Genomic DNA, 18,237 nt, shown 5'->3' on the forward strand with positions numbered 1-18,237 from the left:
TGCGTGTGAATATTTTAATGAGGAGTAGACGACTATGTCAGATATGCAGAAGAGACCAGAAGATATCGACAGAGAATCCGAAGAAATCATAGAAGAGACTATGAAGGAGATTTTTGACGATATCAACAACTCGGACGAATTTAAAGAAATGGATGATAGTTATGACGAATCCAAAGAGGCAGAAGAAGAATCTGGTCAGAAAGATAAAACAGAAGAGGAAAACGGCAGATCGGATAGTGAAGATACTGACACCTGTGGCATATCTTCTGATGACAGTAATATTGAAGCAGCCGGACGAATAGACGGCGTGGAAGAATCTGGCAATATCGGAGTTCCCGATGAGGACGGTCCAGGCTTTGCTATGGATGGAGATTACGCTGAGGATTCTGCCTTTGAGGAAGAAGAGTATGACTCCGAGGAAGATGATTTTGAATTCGAGGACGACGATTTTGAAACAGAGGAAGAAGATTACGAATCCGAGGACGATGACGGCGAGGAAGAGGAGACTGAGGCTGAAAAGGAGTTAAAGAGGCACAGGAGGAGAAAGAAGACAGGAGTCATCGCTGCCTCGATTCTTGGCGCGCTTATACTTATCTATCTCGGGTTCGCCTTATATTTCAACAGTCATTTTATGTTTTTTACAGAGATTAACGGACAGGACTTTTCGATGAAGAGTGTCAGCCAGGTGGAAGAGTATATGAAGAAGCAGGTTGCCGACTATGTACTTACGCTGGAAGAATCGGACGGAGGCACGGAGACGGTCAAAGGTTCAGACATTTCGCTGGAATATGTCCAAGGCAGGGAATTGAAGGAGCTTGTCAATAAACAGAAAAATCTTTTCTGGATAGAGTCGCTGTGGAAACACCCTGAGATTACTGCAGAAGTGGGCGTCAAATATGATGAGAATGCCCTGAAAAGCATAATAGAGAATTTGAATTGCCTGAAGCCGGAGAACCAGACAGCGTCTGTGGACGCGCATCCGGAGTTCAAGGATACGGAATTTGTCATCGTGCCGGAAGTGATCGGTACGCAGATTGATACGGAGAAATTCAATGAGGCTGTGGCTGCTGCGATCAACGGATTTGCGTCAACGGTGAACCTGTCGGATGCCGGATGCTATATCAGGCCCAGATTCGTCTCTGATTCCAAAGAAGTGATCGCGGCTAAGGACGCTATGAACAGCTACCTTGGCACAAGCGTTACTTATGATTTCAGCCCAAGCACAGAAGTCGTGGATGCCTCGGTAATCTCCCAGTGGGTGAAGGCAGACGGCGACATGAACGTGACCTTCGACGAAGAGGCGGTGAAAGCTTATATCCAGACGCTGGCCGATAAGTATAATACGAAAGGCAAGACGAGGACATTTACCACGGCGAGTGGCAACAGCGTCACCGTGGAAGGCGGAAGCTATGGCTGGAGGATTGACCAGGAGGCAGAATATAACGCGCTGACCGCGAACATCAAGAACGGAGAGACGGTGACGAGAGAGCCCGAGTATTCGAGCCGCGCAGCGAGCCATGATACGAATGACTTCGGTAACACGTATGCCGAAGTCGACCTTACGAACCAGCAGATGTATTTTATCCAGAACGGGCAGGTCGTTCTTCAGAGCGGAATCGTAACCGGGAATCCGAACAAAGGGCACGCGACCCCGCAGGGAACGTATTCGCTGGCTTACAAGGCGCTTGACCAGGTGCTCAGGGGAAAGAAGCTTCCGGACGGGACATATGAGTACGAATCCCCGGTCAAGTTCTGGATGCCGTTCAACGGGGGCATCGGATTCCATGATGCTACATGGCAGCCGACATTCGGAGGAGCCAGATACCAGACGAACGGCTCGCATGGCTGCGTGAACATGCCTTATGACAAAGCGTCTCAGCTGTACGATCTGATATCAGCCGGAACGCCGGTTATTCTGCATTACTGATAATTATAAAAACAAGAGGTAGAGATCATGTATAAAGTGTTGGCACGAGATGGTCTTGCCAAAAGAGGAAGGCTGCAGACAGTACACGGGGTCATCGAGACCCCTGTATTTATGAATGTAGGGACCGCTGCGGCGATTAAGGGCGCGGTTTCTACAGATGATCTGCAGGGAATAAAGACACAGGTGGAGCTTTCCAATACATATCATCTGCATGTGCGTCCTGGTGACGATGTGGTGAAAAAACTTGGCGGGCTCCATAAATTTATGGTCTGGGACAAGCCGATTCTTACCGATTCGGGCGGGTTCCAGGTCTTTTCTCTGGCAGGGCTTAGAAGAATCAAAGAAGAAGGCGTGTATTTCAATTCCCATATTGACGGCAGGAAGATATTCATGGGGCCGGAAGAGAGCATGCAGATACAGTCCAATCTGGCTTCTACCATCGCCATGGCATTTGACGAATGTCCGTCCAGCGTGGCAGACCGGCCTTATATGGAAAAGTCTGTGGAGCGCACGACAAGGTGGCTCGGAAGGTGCAAAGAGGAGATGCGGCGCCTGAACGGCCTGAAGGATACTATCAATCCGCGGCAGATGCTCTTTGGCATCAACCAGGGCGGAATCTATGAGGATATCCGCATACGGCACGCAAAAGAGATTGCGGCTATGGATTTGGACGGTTATGCGATAGGTGGCCTGGCGGTGGGAGAGTCTCATGAGGATATGTACCGCATACTGGATGCCGTCGTACCGCATCTGCCTGCTGACAGGCCGACCTACCTGATGGGAGTCGGGACACCGGCAAATATATTGGAGGCAGTAGACAGAGGGGTTGATTTCTTCGACTGCGTGTATCCGAGCAGAAACGGCCGGCACGGCCATGTGTATACGAACCACGGCAAGCTTAACCTGTTCAATGCCAGATACGAGCTGGACGGCAGGCCGATAGAGGAAGGCTGTGGCTGTCCTGCGTGCAGGACCTATACTCGGGCATATATCAGACATCTGCTGAAAGCAAAAGAAATGCTTGGGATGAGGCTCTGTGTCCTGCACAATCTCTATTTTTACAATACGATGATGGAAGAGATCAGAGAGGCGGTCGAAAGGGGCTGCTACATGGAGTATAAGGCAGAAAAACTTGCACGCATGACAGGATGTGAAGTATAAAATTTCCATGAAATATGGAAAAGCACTTGATGAAAAAAGCATTTTTGTGTATGATAGCAATAGTGTTTAAAGATATTAGGAGGAATAAGATATGTACGCATTAGCAGCACAGTCCGGGAGTAACTGGATGTTACTCATCTTAGTATATGTATTGATATTCGGAGGCTTCTGGTTTGTATTCATGAGACCGCAGAAAAAGGAGCAGAAGAGACTGCAGGCTATGATTGCAGATATGGCAGTGGGAGATACAGTACTTACGACCAGTGGATTTTACGGCGTAATCATTGATATTACTGATGATGACGTAATCGTAGAGTTCGGCAGCAACAAGAACTGCCGCATCCCTATGCAGAAGGCGGCAATCGCTCAGGTTGAAAAAGCAAGCGCAGAATAAGTACAGAAGATGAGAGGAATCCTTTAAGGGGTTCTTCTTTTTATGTTTGACAAGGTGTACATGCGAAGCAGGTTATATTTTGGAGGAAAACTGGAATACTTAAGGATAGAAAGCATCGTTGACAAATGCCGGAATACAGATTATGGTAATATATGGTTATTGGACTGCTTACGTTCAATTGCCATATGCTACCGATGCAATTTGATTGAATGAAGGAGACGGTTATGGAATTAAGCAGACTGGAAACAATAGTTAAGGAAAAATATGGCAGGGAGATGAGAGATCTGAGCGATGCAGAAGTCTATTATGCTCTGCTTGCATTTACAAAAGATATGTTGAAAGATACGCCGGACAATAAAGGCAGTAAGAAGTTATATTATATTTCGGCAGAATTTCTCATAGGGAAGCTTCTGTCTAACAACCTGATCAACCTGGGCATCTATGACGATGTGGCAGAGCTGCTTGCAAAAAACGGCAAGGATATTGCGAAGATTGAAGAGGTTGAGCCGGAACCTTCTCTCGGCAACGGAGGGCTCGGGAGGCTTGCGGCCTGTTTTCTGGATTCCGTGGCTACGCTTGGACTGGAAGGTGACGGTATCGGGCTCAATTACCATCTTGGACTGTTCCGCCAGGTATTTGAGGGCCATAAGCAGAAGGAGCTTCCGAATCCGTGGATAGGGGAGGAGAGCTGGCTTACGGACACGGGATTGAGCTTCCAGGTGCCTTTCAGGGATTTCACGCTTACTTCCCGCCTGTATGACATGGATGTATCAGGATATGGAAACGGCAAGAACAAGCTGCACCTATTTGATGTGGATGGTGTGGACGAACATATCGTCGGGGAGGGCATCTCTTTCGATAAGGATGATATCCGCCGCAACCTTACGCTGTTCCTCTACCCGGACGACAGCGACAAGGCAGGTAATCTGCTCAGGATTTACCAGCAGTATTTCATGGTGTCTTGCGGTGCCCAGCTCATTTTAAAAGAATGCGAAGATAATGGTTACGAGCTTCGCAGGCTGCATGAGCATGTTGCGATACAGATCAACGACACCCATCCGTCCATGGTCATACCTGAGCTGATCCGCCTGCTCGTACAGAAGAATATCGATTTCAACGAGGCGGTTGAGATTGTGCAGAAGACATGTGCTTACACGAACCACACGATTCTGGCGGAGGCGCTGGAAACGTGGCCGCTGGAGTATCTTGAGCAGGTCGCGCCTCAGATCGTACCTGTCATTCAAGAGCTGGATCTGCGGATCAAAGGGAAATATGCGGATGAGAAAGTGCATATCATCGACAGGCAGAACCGGGTGCATATGGCTCATATGGATATCCACTACGGGCACAGCGTCAACGGTGTTGCTGCACTCCATACCGACATACTTAAACATACAGAGCTGAAGCCGTTCTATGATATCTATCCGGAGCGGTTCAACAATAAGACGAACGGGATTACATTCCGACGCTGGCTCCTCCACTGCAACAAAGAGCTTGTCCGGTGGATCAGCGGCTATGTGGAAGAAGATTTCCGAAGAGATGCCAACAAGCTGGAGAAGCTGATGCGCCATATCGAGAGCGACATCGCACTGGAGAAGCTCCTCGATGTGAAGCATGAGAAGAAGGTGCAGCTTGCCCGTTATCTGGAAGAATCGCAGGGAATCAAGCTGAATCCGGACTCTATCTTCGATATCCAGGTGAAACGGCTTCACGAGTATAAGCGGCAGCAGATGAACGCGCTGTTTGTCATCTATAAGTATCTGGAGATAAAAGCAGGAAAGATACCGTCCACGCCGATTACGGTAATCTTTGGGGCTAAGGCGGCTCCGGCGTATAAGATAGCAAAAGATATCATCCACCTTATCCTCTGCCTGCAGGAGCTGGTCGACAATGACCCTGATGTGTCGCCGTATCTCCAGGTAGTGATGGTGGAGAATTACAATGTTACGATGGCGGAGCATCTCATACCGGCCTGCGACATATCAGAACAGATATCGCTGGCGTCCAAGGAGGCTTCCGGCACCGGAAATATGAAGTTCATGTTGAACGGGGCAGTCACCCTCGGTACGGAAGACGGGGCGAATGTAGAGATACACGAACTGGTAGGGGACGACAGCATCTATATCTTCGGGCAGTCCAGCGCCCAGGTAATCGAGCATTATGCAAAAGGAGACTACCGCGCCGTGGACTACTATATCAATGACGAACAGATACGCTCCCTCATCAATTTCATCATCAGCCCTGAGATGATGAAGATAGGAGATCCGTATCACCTGCTGCAGATACACGCAGAACTGATCTATAAGGACTGGTTCATGACACTGCTGGATCTGAAAGAATATATAGCGGCCAGGAACCGGGCATATGAAGATTATGCAGACCGCAAGGCATGGAGCAGGAAAATGCTCACAAATATTGCAAAAGCAGGTTATTTTTCAACAGACAGAACAATTGCAGAATATAATAAAGATATCTGGCATCTTCAATAATTTTGAAAGGGGTCAGCCCCCTGCAGCTGCAGGGGCTGACCCCTTTCAAATTATATATCTATTGACTTGATTTGTGGATTTTTTTTAACAGTGTGAATATTTCATTTATATCGTAAGATTCGGGGAATTTTACATACAGCTTGATTTCCAGTGTCGTACCGTCTATCCGTTTGGCATTGATGTTGGATATCTTTATCTTGCTGGATGAGAAGATGCCGCCCAGCAGATCTTTTATCTCTTCTTTTGAATCGACCTGTATCGTAATCTGCTCCATGATGGCGTTCCTGCCGTACAGGAACCTTGTGTGGAACAGAAACTGAAGGAATACGATAAACAGGGAAGAAGCGATGCTCAATGCGTACATCCCCGCGCCGAATGCCATGCCGATGCCCACGGTAGCCCATATGCCGGCGGCAGTCGTTATGCCTACCACATTCATCTTCCGGTTGAATATGACGCCTGCGCCGAGGAACCCTACTGCGGTGACGACACCGGCGGCGATACGAGACGGGTCAAGACCGATATGCTCTCTGGCCAGGATGTCATAAAAACCATATTTTGACAGGACCATCATGAGCGATGAGGCGAGGGCCACGATGGCGTGCGTCCGGATGCCGGCGGACTTCATGTGGCTTTCGCGTTCATAGCCGATAACCGCGCCGCAGGCGGCAGCTCCAAGCACACGTAGAAAATATTCCAATTGCATAAGAACGGCGGCTGACATATCCATACCTCCTTTTCCTATATATAAGTATATATGATGCACCGGGAAAAAACCATACAATTGTCAGGAAAGACTGGTTTATCAAGGGACAGAATGATATGATATAGGAAGGAAAAGAAAGGGGATGTGCACATGATCAACTATTCAGAGGACAAGGACAGACAATATCATATACAGGTTGCCAAAGGGGAAGTTGGCAGGTATGTAATCCTTCCGGGCGACCCAAAGAGGTGTGAAAAGATTGCCGCACATTTTGAAGATGCCAGGCTGGTTGCCGACAGCAGGGAATATGTCACATATACAGGCTGTCTGGACGGTGAGAAAGTTAGCGTGACTTCCACCGGTATCGGAGGGCCGTCTGCGGCGATTGCCATGGAAGAGCTCGTCAGGACAGGCGCGGATACTTTCATCCGTGTCGGTACGAGCGGAGGGATGGCAGAAGAAGTTGAAAGCGGGGATATCGTGATTGCGACAGGAGCCATACGTATGGAAGGCACGAGCAAAGAGTATGCGCCCATAGAGTATCCGGCCGTTGCGGATATCGCTGTTGTCAATGCCCTGATGGAGGCCGCCGCCAATCTGGATTTCAACTATCATACGGGGGTGGTGCAGTGCAAGGATTCCTTCTACGGGCAGCACTCGCCGGATACGAAGCCGGTCGGCTATGAGCTCATGGAGAAATGGAACGCATGGGTCAAATGTGGCTGCCTTGCCTCTGAGATGGAGTCGGCAGCGCTGTATATCGTCGGCAGCTGCCTGCGTGCCAGGGTCGGTTCTGTCATGCTCGTCATGGCGAACCAGGAGCGGGCCAGAAAAGGACTTCCGAACCCGGTAGTACACGATACGGAAGCGCCGATTCAGGCAGCAGTTGAAGCAATCCGTATTCTGATAAAAAAGGACAGACTAAAGAAGGAGAAATAAGATTGAAAATGAAAAGTAGAGGGTATCCATTCCCTTAATCGTATGACAAATAAGCCATCTTTCGGTGGCTGCTTTGAAAATTGAATATCGAGTATGTTGAGGTTATGCAGTTGCTGACTTAATCCTATAACCTTGATTCCTTGCTATGATAAGAGCCTGTTCTACCGTGATTTCTCGATCTACGGGTGGTAACTATGATTTTTGGTAAAGTTCCGCATTATAGTTTTCTCCGTTCTTCAACATGTGATATAATGCAGTCAGAAGCATTCTTGCTATGGCAATGATTGCTTTCTTGTGACCGCGACGCTTTTTGAGACGGAGATAGCGGTTACGAATTTCAGGATGCTTTTTGCTGGTAACAACCGCATTGGCACACTGCACAAGTAGTGGTTTGATATAGCATCCGGCCTTGGAAACCCGGACAGATTTTTTCTTCCCTGCACTTTCATTGTTGGTTGGTGTAAGCCCAGCCCATGAGCATAAGTGTTTCGCCGAAGGAAAGGCCTCCATGTTGGTACCGATTTCGGAAATGATTCCAATCGCAGTGAAATCACTGCTGATACCAGGAGCGGTTTGAAGAATGGCAAGTTCTTGCTGATAGGGAGTGGCGAGCGCAAGAATGAGTTCTTCAAGCTCTGCTTTCCGGGATTCCAGGTTTTCGTAATGAGCTTTAATTACCTTTAGTTTACCAGCCTGTTCCGGTGTGATATACCCATCAATAGCGTCTTCTGCAAACGATTCTTTTCGCTTGATTTAAAGCAGGTCAGTTTGAAACGGTAGCGCATAAGGTCACGGAGCTGACGGATGTCAGCGGGTGGCATAAAGCTTCCGGCAACAAGATCATGCTTGAACAGGTCAGCAATCCATTTGGCATCTTTCTTGTCAGTTTTCTTTCCACGGATAGCCTTAACATATTTAGGATGGGCAAGGACAATGGAACATTTTCTTTCCAGAATGTTATAAACAGGAATCCAATATTTACCTGTAGATTCCATACAAACGTCTTTGCAATTGTGTCCGAGCAGCCAGTGTAACAAATTTTTCAAACCTTTCGTGTAGGTTGAAAAACGTTGGCACTCATAGGTGGTCACGCCTTTGCTGTCAGTAGAAGCAATGCAGGCCACTACAAAAGTCTTGTGGACATCACGGCAAGTCGGACAGCCCACTCGCCTCCCCGTGATTTGTAGTATACCGAGTTCCCTACAAGAAGAATTATAAAGAAAAAATAAGCTCAGGAAAACATTTTCATTACGTTTTGTGCCTGAGCGAAGCGAAAGGAATGGATATAATTATGAAAATAGAGGAAATACTAAAGCACGTAGACCATACCTTGCTTGCCCAGACTGCCACGTGGGAAGAGATACGCGGCATCTGTGACGACGGCATTGCATACCATACTGCTTCCGTGTGCATACCGCCGTCCTATGTCAGGCAGGCGAAGGAATATGTGGGTGAGAAGCTGGCCGTGTGTACGGTCATCGGGTTTCCGAACGGGTATAATACGACAGCGGTCAAAGTGGCCGAGACAAAGGACGCTGTAGAAAACGGAGCCGATGAGATAGACATGGTCATCAACCTCGGATGGGTCAAGGACAAAAAGTATGACTGCGTAGAGGCAGAGATACGGCAGATAAAAAAGGCGGCGGACGGAAAGCTGCTTAAGGTGATAATCGAGACGTGCCTTCTCAGCGAAGAAGAGAAAGTGAAGATGTGCGAGATTGTCACGGCAGCAGGGGCCGATTATATCAAGACATCGACAGGGTTTTCATCAGAAGGGGCGACATTTGGCGATGTGAGGCTCTTCGCAGAGCATGTAGGTGCGGATGTGAAGATTAAGGCGGCGGGAGGTATCCGCTCCATCCAGGACGCGGAAGACTTCCTGGAGCTTGGGGCAGGAAGGCTTGGAACGAGCCGGATTGTCAAAATAGCGAAGAGCAAAGGAAAGAACATAAAGTAAGAGGGAGTGTTGGGGATGGAAAAAGAAAAAGTACCGGTGCGGCTCATGATACAGCGAGCGAAGGAAGCGCTTGGCTTTTCCTACGCGCCTTATTCTGATTTTAGGGTTGCGGCGTCGCTGCTTACAACAGGCGGTACTGTATATACCGGCTGCAATATAGAAAATGCCGCTTACTCTCCGGGCAACTGTGCGGAGCGTACGGCAATTTTCAAAGCGGTAAGCGAAGGAGAACGGGATTTTGCAGCCATCTGCATCGTAAACGAGGACCAGAAGGGCGGGCACGGCCTATGCCCCCCATGCGGCATGTGCCGCCAGGTCATGATGGAGTTCTGCCGGCCGGAAGAGTTTTTTATCATCCTTGCGGCTGATGAGGATCATTATGAGATATACACGCTTGAAGAATTGTTCCCCCTGGGCTTCGGCTCAGGCAATCTGAAGGAATGAGTCTGTTAAAAGCATGTTAATAGAAAGGGGTCTGTCATATGGAGAGATTTCACAGGATATTTGTCATAGTACTGGATTCGCTTGGTATCGGAGCGATGGAAGATGCGGCGCTGTTCGGAGATGAGGGAGCTGACACGCTCGGGCATATCGCAGAAACAGTTCCTGAACTTACACTCCCTAATCTTGCCAAGCTCGGCATATGGAATGTACATCCGTCCGCGGATGGATCTGCCCCAGAGCAGCCGGCAGGGTACTACGGGGTGCTGAAGGAGAGAAGCAGCGGAAAGGATACGATGACCGGGCACTGGGAGATGATGGGAATCTACACGACAAAGCCCTTCAAGACATTTACAGAGACAGGTTTTCCGGACGATTTGATAAAAGAGCTGGAAGAAAGAACAGGGCATAAGATTATCGGCAATAAAAGTGCAAGCGGCACGGAGATTCTCGAAGAGCTCGGGGAAGAAGAGATAGCGACCGGCCATATGATCGTCTACACTTCTGCGGATTCCGTGCTCCAGATCTGCGGCAACGAGGAGACGTTCGGTCTTGAAGAGCTGTACCGCTGCTGCGAGATTGCAAGAGAGCTGACAATGAAAGAGGAGTGGAAAGTCGGGCGGGTTATCGCAAGGCCGTATGTGGGGAGGAAGAAAGGCGAGTTCGTCCGTACGAGCAACCGGCACGACTATGCCGTAAAACCTTCCGGCCCCACGGTGCTTGACGCTTTGAAGCATGCAGGATATGACGTGATTTCTATCGGCAAGATCAAAGACATATTTGCAGGGGAAGGCATCACGAAAGCATACAAATCCCAAAGCTCTGTCCATGGCATGGAACAGGCGGCAGAAGTAGCGGAGAGAGACTTTCATGGCCTCTGCTTTGTAAATCTGGTGGACTTTGACGCGCTGTGGGGACACAGGCGGAACCCGGAAGGCTATGCGGCGGAGCTGGAACATTTTGACAAAAAGCTCGGACGGCTGCTGGATGTCCTGCGGGAAGACGATCTGCTGATGATAACGGCAGATCACGGAAATGACCCGACCTATAAGGGGACAGACCACACGAGGGAAAAAGTACCGCTGCTCGTGTACTCCCAATCCTTGGAGGGCTCAGGCAGCCTGGGAGAGCAGGATACATTTGCCGTGATAGGGGCCACGATAGCTGAGAACTTCCATGTGGAGATGCCGGAAGGTACGATAGGACATTCATTGATAAGCTTCATTGAGTAATTTAGCGAATTAAAGTCTTGAAACAAACATTAAAATAGGATATGATTAATTCTATAGATTTTTTTACTGAATTTTTATACAGGAAGGATGAGAGCATATGAACCTGAACATCGGGGTGATAAAAGGAGACGGAATCGGTCCGGAGATTGTAACCGAAGCGATGAAAGTGCTGGATAAGGTTGCAGAAGTATACGGACATACGTGTAAATATACACAGCTGTTAATGGGAGGCGCATCGATAGATGTCCATGGCGTTCCGCTTACGGATGAGACGGTAGCGGCGGCAAAGGCATGTGATGCCGTGCTCATGGGATCCATCGGAGGAGATGCCGGGACATCTCCGTGGTATCGGCTTGAGCCATCCAAACGGCCGGAGGCCGGGCTGCTTAAGATACGCAAGGAGCTGAACCTGTTTGCCAACTTAAGGCCGGCGGTGCTGTATGACGAACTGAAAGGCGCATGTCCGCTGAAGGAAGAGATTACGGAAGGCGGCTTTGACATGGTCATCATGCGGGAACTGACCGGCGGGCTGTACTTCGGAGAACGGAGTACCGGGGAGATAAACGGCGTGCTTACGGCACGTGACTCGCTTACATACAATGAGAATGAAATCAGGCGGATTGCAAAGCGCGGCTTTGACATTGCCGCGAAGAGAAGGAAGAAAGTGACGAGCGTAGACAAGGCAAATGTGCTCGATACGTCCAGGCTGTGGCGGAACGTCGTGGAAGAGGTTGCAGCAGGCTATCCGGAAGTGACACTGGAGCATATGCTGGTAGATAACTGTGCCATGCAGCTTGTAAAAGATCCGAAGCAGTTTGACGTCATCCTGACAGAGAATATGTTCGGAGATATCCTCTCCGACGAGGCAAGCATGGTGACCGGATCGATTGGCATGCTTGCAAGCGCAAGCCTGAACGAGACAAAGTTCGGCCTGTATGAGCCAAGCGGCGGTTCAGCGCCAGATATAGCAGGAAAAGGAATCGCCAATCCGATAGCGACGATACTTTCCATGGCCATGATGCTCAGATACAGCTTCGACCTTGACAAGGAAGCTGACGCGGTAGAGGCAGCAGTTGCAAAAGTATTGGAAAAGGGCTGCCGCACCATCGACATCATGTCAGAAGGAAAGACACAGATAGGAACAGAAGAAATGGGAAACCTGATAGCAGAATCCATTTAGGTACAGGGCAAAATCCATTTAGGTACACCATAAAGTTTAATTTGGGACGTAACCCTTTTCAAAAAGATCACGTCCTGAATTAGTTAGCCAGGAGGGATAATATGAGAAGTGATACAGTAACGAAGGGGATGCAGCAGGCACCCCACAGGTCTTTATTCAATGCGCTTGGATATACGAAGGAGGAGCTGGAACGGCCGCTTGTCGGTATAGTGAGCTCACATAATGAGATTGTTCCGGGTCATATGAACCTGGATAAGATTGTTGAAGCCGTTAAGATGGGCGTTGCCATGGCGGGAGGAACCCCGATCGTGTTCCCGGCCATCGCGGTATGTGACGGAATCGCCATGGGACATATCGGGATGAAGTATTCTCTTGTGACAAGAGACCTGATTGCGGATTCTACGGAAGCTATGGCGCTGGCGCACCAGTTTGACGCGCTCGTCATGGTGCCAAACTGTGACAAGAACGTGCCCGGGCTTCTGATGGCGGCTGCAAGAATCAACGTGCCGACCATATTCGTCAGCGGAGGCCCCATGCTTGCAGGTCATGTAAAGGGGAAGAAGCGGAGCCTTTCCAGCATGTTCGAGGCAGTCGGCTCTTATACGGCGGGAACGATGACGGAAGAAGATGTATGTGAGTTCGAGAATAAAGTATGTCCGACGTGCGGGTCATGCTCCGGCATGTATACCGCCAACAGCATGAACTGCCTGACAGAGGTGCTTGGCATGGGACTGTCCGGCAACGGCACGGTTCCGGCGGTGTATTCGGAGCGGATCCGTCTGGCGAAGCATGCAGGCATGCAGGTGATGGAACTGTGGAGACAGGATATCCGTCCAAGAGACATCATGACCGAAGATGCGATATTGAATGCGCTGACGGTCGATATGGCACTCGGCTGCTCGACCAACAGCATGCTCCATCTCCCGGCAATTGCCCATGAGATCGGGATGGACTTTGAGATAGACTTTGCCAACGGAATCAGCGAGAAGACGCCGAACCTGTGTCATCTGGCACCGGCTGGGCCTACATATATGGAAGATCTGAATGAAGCGGGCGGCGTGTATGCCGTCATGGCAGAGCTGAACAAGAAAGGGCTTCTGCATACGGACTGCCTGACAGTTACAGGAAAGACCGTCGGCGAAAATATAGCAGGAGCGGTCAATAAAGACCCCGAGGTTATAAGAACAATCGACAATCCATATAGTACAACAGGGGGAATCGCGGTACTGAAAGGAAATCTCGCACCGGACGGCAGCGTCGTGAAGCGTTCTGCAGTTGCAGAAGAGATGCTCGTACACGAAGGACCTGCCAGAGTATTCGACTGCGAGGAAGACGCCATTGAAGCCATCAAGGGAGGCAGGATCGCAGCCGGAGATGTCGTCGTAATCCGTTATGTAGGGCCAAAGGGCGGACCGGGTATGCCGGAGATGCTCAACCCGACCTCCGCAATAGCAGGCATGGGCCTCGGCTCCTCCGTCGCCCTTATCACGGACGGACGGTTCAGCGGAGCATCCAGAGGAGCTTCCATCGGCCACGTGTCTCCGGAAGCCGCCGTCGGCGGACCGGTTGCACTCATTGAAGAGGGGGATATCATCAAGATTGATATACCGGGGCTGAAACTCGAACTGGACGTGCCGGAGGAAGAGATGGAAAAGAGAAAGAAGGCATGGGAACCGAGACAGCCACGCATTACGACAGGATATCTGGCAAGATATGCGTCCATGGTTACATCAGGCAACAGGGGAGCCATCCTGGAAGTGCCGAAGAATAAATAGATAGGAGATACGAAGGTATGCAATTGACAGGAGCAGAAATCGTCATAGAGTGTCTGAAGGAGCAGGGGGTAGATACCGTATTCGGCTATCCCGGCGGCTCGATACTGAATGTATATGACGAATTATATAAGCACAGTGATGAGATAACACATATCCTGACATCACATGAACAGGGGGCTGCACATGCAGCCGACGGATATGCGAGAGCAACCGGAAAGGTCGGCGTGTGCTTTGCGACGAGCGGTCCGGGGGCTACAAATCTGGTAACCGGAATCGCGACAGCATGCATGGATTCCATACCGATCGTGGCGATTACGTGCAACGTCGGAGTCTCTCTGCTTGGGAAGGACAGCTTCCAGGAGATAGATATCACGGGCATCACGATGCCGATAACGAAGCATAATTATATCGTCAAAGATGTAAAAGACCTGGCTGACACGATCAGGAAGGCATTTGTGATAGCCAAAAAAGGCCGGCCCGGCCCGGTGCTGGTCGACATCCCCAAGGATGTGACAGCCAACAAGACAGAATATAAGAAACAGGAGATCGCTCCCGTGACAGTTTCGCAGGCCATCTGTGAAGAAGAGATCGAGAGCGCACTTAAGATCATCTCAAAATCAAAGAAACCATACATATTTGTTGGCGGAGGAGCGGTGCTTGCAGACGCGAGCAAGGAGCTGTATGAATTTGTGAAAAAGGTGGATGCGCCTGTCACAGATACCCTCATGGGAAAAGGCGCTTTTCCGGGGACGGATACTCTGTACACCGGAATGCTTGGCATGCATGGGACGAAGACTGCCAATTACGGGGTAAGCGAATGCGACCTGCTGATCGTAATAGGCGCAAGGTTCAGCGACCGCGTGACGGGAAATGCAAAGAAATTTGCCAGAAATGCCAGAATCCTGCAGTTTGATGTGGATGCCGCTGAAATGAATAAAAACGTACTCATTACCGACGGTGTGGTAGGTGATATCAAAGTGGCGCTCGGCATCATGAACGACAGGCTCGAGAATCAGAGCCATACTGAGTGGATAGAGAAGATCATGTCCTATAAGGAACAGTACCCGCTCAAGTACCATGAGGATACGCTGACCGGTCCCTTCGTGGTCGAAGAGATATACCGTCAGACGAAAGGAGATGCCGTCATCGTAACGGAAGTAGGGCAGCATCAGATGTGGGCCGCCCAGTTCTACAAGTTTACGAAGCCGAGAACCTTTCTTACGTCAGGAGGCCTCGGAACGATGGGCTACGGCCTCGGTGCGTCTCTTGGCGCGAAGACCGGCATGCCAGACAAGACAGTCGTCAATATAGCCGGGGACGGCTGTTTCCGCATGAACATGAATGAGATTGCGACTGCGGCCCGTTATAATATCCCGATTATCCAGGTCGTAGTAAACAACCACGTGCTCGGCATGGTGAGACAATGGCAGAACCTGTTTTACGGAGAACGCTATTCGGCCACGGTACTGAACGACAATGTGGATTTCGTAAAACTGGCGGAGGCGCTCGGCGCTGCCGGAGTCCGGGCTGAGACGAGGGAAGAGTTCAAAGAGGCATTCGCATCTGCGCTTAAGTTGGGAAGGCCGGTCGTCATCGACTGCCAGATTGATTCTGATGAAAAGGTGTGGCCGATGGTGGCGCCTGGCGCGGCAATCAGCGAAGCCTTTGACGAAAAAGACCTGGAAGAAAGAAGCAGATAATTATTACTGAATAAGAAAGTGGAGGAATGTATTGTGAGCAGAGTGTATAATTTTTCAGCAGGACCGGCTGTATTGCCGGAGGAAGTGTTAACGGAAGCGGCGGCAGAAATGCTTGACTACAACGGGAACGGCATGTCCGTGATGGAAATGAGCCACCGTTCAAAAGCGTTCCAGGAGATTATAGGCTCGGCAGAGGCAGATCTTAGAGAGCTGCTGGGCATTCCTGGCAATTATAAAGTATTGTTCCTGCAGGGAGGAGCGTCCCAGCAGTTTGCGATGATTCCGATGAACCTGATGAAGAACCGGGTCGCAGACTATATCGTCACAGGGCAGTGGTCTAAAAAGGCTTATGCTGAAGCGGCAAAATACGGGACAGCTAATAAAATCGCTTCTTCCGAAGATAAGACATATTCTTATATTCCGGACTGTACAGACCTGCCTGTGTCAGATGACGCAGACTATGTATATATCTGTGAGAACAATACGATTTACGGAACAAAATTCAAACAGCTCCCGGACACGAAGGGAAAGACGCTCGTGGCTGACGTGTCATCCTGCTTTCTGTCTGAACCCGTGGATGTGACCAAGTACGGTGTCATATATGGCGGCGTGCAGAAGAATGTGGGACCGGCCGGAGTTGTCATCGTCATTATAAGAGAAGATCTCATAACAGACGACGTACTGCCGGGAACACCGACCATGCTCCAGTATAAGACACATGCGGATGCAGGTTCCCTCTACAATACGCCCCCGGCTTATGGCATATACATATGCGGCAAGGTGTTCCGCTGGCTGAAGCGGCAGGGAGGCCTCGCCGCCATGAAGAAGCGCAATGAGAAGAAGGCGAAGATACTATACGATTATCTGGACGCAAGCAGGATGTTCAGCGGAACGGTAGAAGCAAAGGACAGGTCTCTGATGAATGTCCCGTTTATAACGGGCATCCCAGAGCTGGACGCCAAATTCGTGGAAGAGGCTAAGGCCGCCGGATTTGAGAACCTGAAAGGGCACCGCAGCGTGGGCGGCATGCGCGCCAGCATCTACAATGCCATGCCAGAAGAAGGCGTGGAAGCTCTTGTTGCGTTTATGAAAAAGTTTGAAGAGGAGAATTTGTAATCATGTATAAATATCATTGCTTAAATCCAATCTCCGGCGTAGGGTTGGAACAGTTTACAGAAGACTACGTCCCGGTAAGTGATGCAAAAGCTGCAGATGCGGTGCTCGTCAGAAGCACATCCATGCATGAGATGGAACTCGGCCCTGACCTTAAGGCAATCGGAAGGGCCGGGGCAGGCGTGAACAATATACCGCTTGAGCGCTGCTCTGAGAACGGTGTCGTAGTATTCAATACGCCTGGGGCTAACGCCAACGGCGTAAAAGAGCTTGTGATTGCGGGCATGCTCCTTGCATCCCGGGATATCATCGGCGGAATCAACTGGGTGCAGGAAAATGAGGAGGACGGCAATATAGCCAAAGACGCCGAGAAGGCCAAGAAAGCCTTCGCCGGCTGTGAACTGGACGGCAAGAAGCTGGGTGTCATCGGCCTTGGAGCCATCGGCGTGCTCGTGGCAAATGCCGCCACGCATCTCGGAATGGAAGTATACGGGTATGACCCATACGTGTCCGTGGACTCGGCATGGAGGCTTTCCAGAAGCATCCGGCATGCAAAGACCGTGGATGAGATATACAAGGATTGCGACTATATCACGATTCATGTACCTGCCCTCGACAGTACCAAAGGGATGATTGATGCCGATGCGCTCAACCTCATGAAGAAAGGGATTGTCGTGCTGAACTTTGCGAGGGATGTGCTCGTAGATGAGGAAGCTATGATCGATGCCCTGCTGTCAGGCCATGTGAAGCACTATGTCACAGACTTTCCGACGCCGGCTATGGCCGGAGTGAAGGGCGCGATCGTCATACCACATCTCGGAGCGTCCACGGAAGAGTCGGAAGATAACTGTGCCAAGATGGCCGTGAAACAGATCCGGAATTATTTGGAACACGGGAACATAACGAATGCCGTGAACTTCCCGGATTGCGACATGGGATATAAAGGTGACAATGCCAGGATCGTTCTGCTTCACCATAACATCCCGAACATGCTCGGCCAGTTTACAAGAGTGCTGGCGGAAGAAAACCTTAATATCGCGGACCTGGCCAATAAAAGCAAAGGCGAATTCGCTTACACGATGATTGATATCGATTCAGAGGTACCGGAAGGCGTGACAGACGAACTGCTGAAAATCGAAGGGGTAAGGCGTGTAAGAATCATTGAATAATAGCCGGAAAGGCTGTATACTAAAAAAGAACAGGGGAGAAGGCTGATCATTACA

The 18,237-nt window shown here is 50.0% G+C and carries 14 protein-coding genes and 1 pseudogene; 13 read left to right on the forward strand and 2 right to left on the reverse strand.

All coding sequences use genetic code 11. The features are described 5' to 3' along the window. Window positions 1-34: 34 nt before the first annotated feature. The 4 genes from E1963_RS02390 to E1963_RS02405 all read left to right on the forward strand — a co-directional run bounded on the left by E1963_RS02390 (window position 35) and on the right by E1963_RS02405 (window position 5,971). Window positions 35-1,927 carry a L,D-transpeptidase family protein gene (locus tag E1963_RS02390; RefSeq protein WP_132274821.1) on the forward strand — a complete coding sequence of 631 codons (1,893 nt, stop codon included), beginning with the start codon at window positions 35-37 and terminating at the stop codon, window positions 1,925-1,927. Window positions 1,928-1,954: 27 nt separating this feature from the next. After that, window positions 1,955-3,088, forward strand: a complete 1,134-nt coding sequence (gene tgt / locus E1963_RS02395; RefSeq protein ID WP_132274824.1) for a tRNA guanosine(34) transglycosylase Tgt — start codon at window positions 1,955-1,957, stop codon at window positions 3,086-3,088. A gap of 91 nt (window positions 3,089-3,179) precedes the next feature. Continuing rightward, on the forward strand, window positions 3,180-3,482 hold the full coding sequence (gene yajC, locus E1963_RS02400) for a preprotein translocase subunit YajC (protein ID WP_066575211.1): 303 nt from the start codon (window positions 3,180-3,182) through the stop codon (window positions 3,480-3,482). A gap of 224 nt (window positions 3,483-3,706) precedes the next feature. Beyond that, the gene (locus tag E1963_RS02405) at window positions 3,707-5,971 is read left to right on the forward strand and encodes a glycogen/starch/alpha-glucan phosphorylase (RefSeq protein WP_132274826.1); all 2,265 of its coding nucleotides are present in this window, start codon (window positions 3,707-3,709) and stop codon (window positions 5,969-5,971) included. A gap of 58 nt (window positions 5,972-6,029) precedes the next feature. On the opposite strand, the gene E1963_RS02410 is transcribed toward E1963_RS02405, so the two are convergent. Next, window positions 6,030-6,695, reverse strand: a complete 666-nt coding sequence (locus E1963_RS02410; RefSeq protein ID WP_243117534.1) for an MgtC/SapB family protein — start codon at window positions 6,693-6,695, stop codon at window positions 6,030-6,032. Window positions 6,696-6,827: 132 nt separating this feature from the next. Here E1963_RS02410 and udp point away from each other — a divergent pair, with 132 nt between their 5' ends. Continuing rightward, window positions 6,828-7,616: a uridine phosphorylase gene (gene udp / locus E1963_RS02415; RefSeq protein ID WP_132274829.1), complete on the forward strand. Its 789-nt coding sequence runs from the start codon at window positions 6,828-6,830 to the stop codon at window positions 7,614-7,616. A 102-nt stretch (window positions 7,617-7,718) separates the two neighbouring features. Here udp and E1963_RS22475 read toward each other — a convergent pair. Continuing rightward, window positions 7,719-8,797: pseudogene (locus E1963_RS22475) on the reverse strand (IS110 family RNA-guided transposase). Between the two features lie 110 nt (window positions 8,798-8,907). Here E1963_RS22475 and deoC point away from each other — a divergent pair. From deoC to E1963_RS02460, 8 genes are all read left to right on the forward strand, one after another. After that, window positions 8,908-9,573 (forward strand): deoxyribose-phosphate aldolase, encoded by a 666-nt coding sequence (gene deoC, locus E1963_RS02425; protein ID WP_132274831.1) that lies wholly within the window; start codon window positions 8,908-8,910, stop codon window positions 9,571-9,573. A gap of 15 nt (window positions 9,574-9,588) precedes the next feature. Further along, a complete protein-coding gene (cdd, locus tag E1963_RS02430) occupies window positions 9,589-10,017 on the forward strand; it encodes a cytidine deaminase (RefSeq protein ID WP_132274834.1) in 429 nt (142 codons plus the stop codon). A gap of 38 nt (window positions 10,018-10,055) precedes the next feature. Further along, window positions 10,056-11,246 (forward strand): phosphopentomutase, encoded by a 1,191-nt coding sequence (locus E1963_RS02435; RefSeq protein ID WP_132274836.1) that lies wholly within the window; start codon window positions 10,056-10,058, stop codon window positions 11,244-11,246. A 97-nt stretch (window positions 11,247-11,343) separates the two neighbouring features. Beyond that, the gene (gene leuB, locus E1963_RS02440) at window positions 11,344-12,426 is read left to right on the forward strand and encodes a 3-isopropylmalate dehydrogenase (RefSeq protein ID WP_132274839.1); all 1,083 of its coding nucleotides are present in this window, start codon (window positions 11,344-11,346) and stop codon (window positions 12,424-12,426) included. Between the two features lie 101 nt (window positions 12,427-12,527). Beyond that, window positions 12,528-14,201, forward strand: coding sequence for a dihydroxy-acid dehydratase (ilvD, locus tag E1963_RS02445; RefSeq protein ID WP_132274841.1), 1,674 nt, complete (start codon window positions 12,528-12,530; stop codon window positions 14,199-14,201). A gap of 17 nt (window positions 14,202-14,218) precedes the next feature. Then, entirely contained in the window at window positions 14,219-15,901 is a 1,683-nt protein-coding gene (gene ilvB, locus E1963_RS02450) for a biosynthetic-type acetolactate synthase large subunit (RefSeq protein WP_132274844.1), read from the forward strand. A 33-nt stretch (window positions 15,902-15,934) separates the two neighbouring features. After that, the gene (gene serC / locus E1963_RS02455) at window positions 15,935-17,017 is read left to right on the forward strand and encodes a 3-phosphoserine/phosphohydroxythreonine transaminase (protein ID WP_132274847.1); all 1,083 of its coding nucleotides are present in this window, start codon (window positions 15,935-15,937) and stop codon (window positions 17,015-17,017) included. A 2-nt stretch (window positions 17,018-17,019) separates the two neighbouring features. Next, window positions 17,020-18,183 carry a phosphoglycerate dehydrogenase gene (locus E1963_RS02460; protein ID WP_132274849.1) on the forward strand — a complete coding sequence of 388 codons (1,164 nt, stop codon included), beginning with the start codon at window positions 17,020-17,022 and terminating at the stop codon, window positions 18,181-18,183. Window positions 18,184-18,237 lie beyond the last annotated feature (54 nt).

The organism is Extibacter muris, assembly GCF_004345005.1.
In the GTDB taxonomy this organism is placed as follows: Bacteria; Bacillota; Clostridia; order Lachnospirales; family Lachnospiraceae; genus Extibacter; species Extibacter muris.

Coding starts and splice junctions, on each gene's coding strand:
- E1963_RS02390 (WP_132274821.1), top strand. CDS start 35: ATGTCAGATATGCAGAAGAGACCAGAAGATATCGACAGAGAATCCGAA.
- tgt (WP_132274824.1), top strand. CDS start 1,955: ATGTATAAAGTGTTGGCACGAGATGGTCTTGCCAAAAGAGGAAGGCTG.
- yajC (WP_066575211.1), top strand. CDS start 3,180: ATGTACGCATTAGCAGCACAGTCCGGGAGTAACTGGATGTTACTCATC.
- E1963_RS02405 (WP_132274826.1), top strand. CDS start 3,707: ATGGAATTAAGCAGACTGGAAACAATAGTTAAGGAAAAATATGGCAGG.
- E1963_RS02410 (WP_243117534.1), bottom strand. CDS start 6,695: ATGTCAGCCGCCGTTCTTATGCAATTGGAATATTTTCTACGTGTGCTT.
- udp (WP_132274829.1), top strand. CDS start 6,828: ATGATCAACTATTCAGAGGACAAGGACAGACAATATCATATACAGGTT.
- deoC (WP_132274831.1), top strand. CDS start 8,908: ATGAAAATAGAGGAAATACTAAAGCACGTAGACCATACCTTGCTTGCC.
- cdd (WP_132274834.1), top strand. CDS start 9,589: ATGGAAAAAGAAAAAGTACCGGTGCGGCTCATGATACAGCGAGCGAAG.
- E1963_RS02435 (WP_132274836.1), top strand. CDS start 10,056: ATGGAGAGATTTCACAGGATATTTGTCATAGTACTGGATTCGCTTGGT.
- leuB (WP_132274839.1), top strand. CDS start 11,344: ATGAACCTGAACATCGGGGTGATAAAAGGAGACGGAATCGGTCCGGAG.
- ilvD (WP_132274841.1), top strand. CDS start 12,528: ATGAGAAGTGATACAGTAACGAAGGGGATGCAGCAGGCACCCCACAGG.
- ilvB (WP_132274844.1), top strand. CDS start 14,219: ATGCAATTGACAGGAGCAGAAATCGTCATAGAGTGTCTGAAGGAGCAG.
- E1963_RS02460 (WP_132274849.1), top strand. CDS start 17,020: ATGTATAAATATCATTGCTTAAATCCAATCTCCGGCGTAGGGTTGGAA.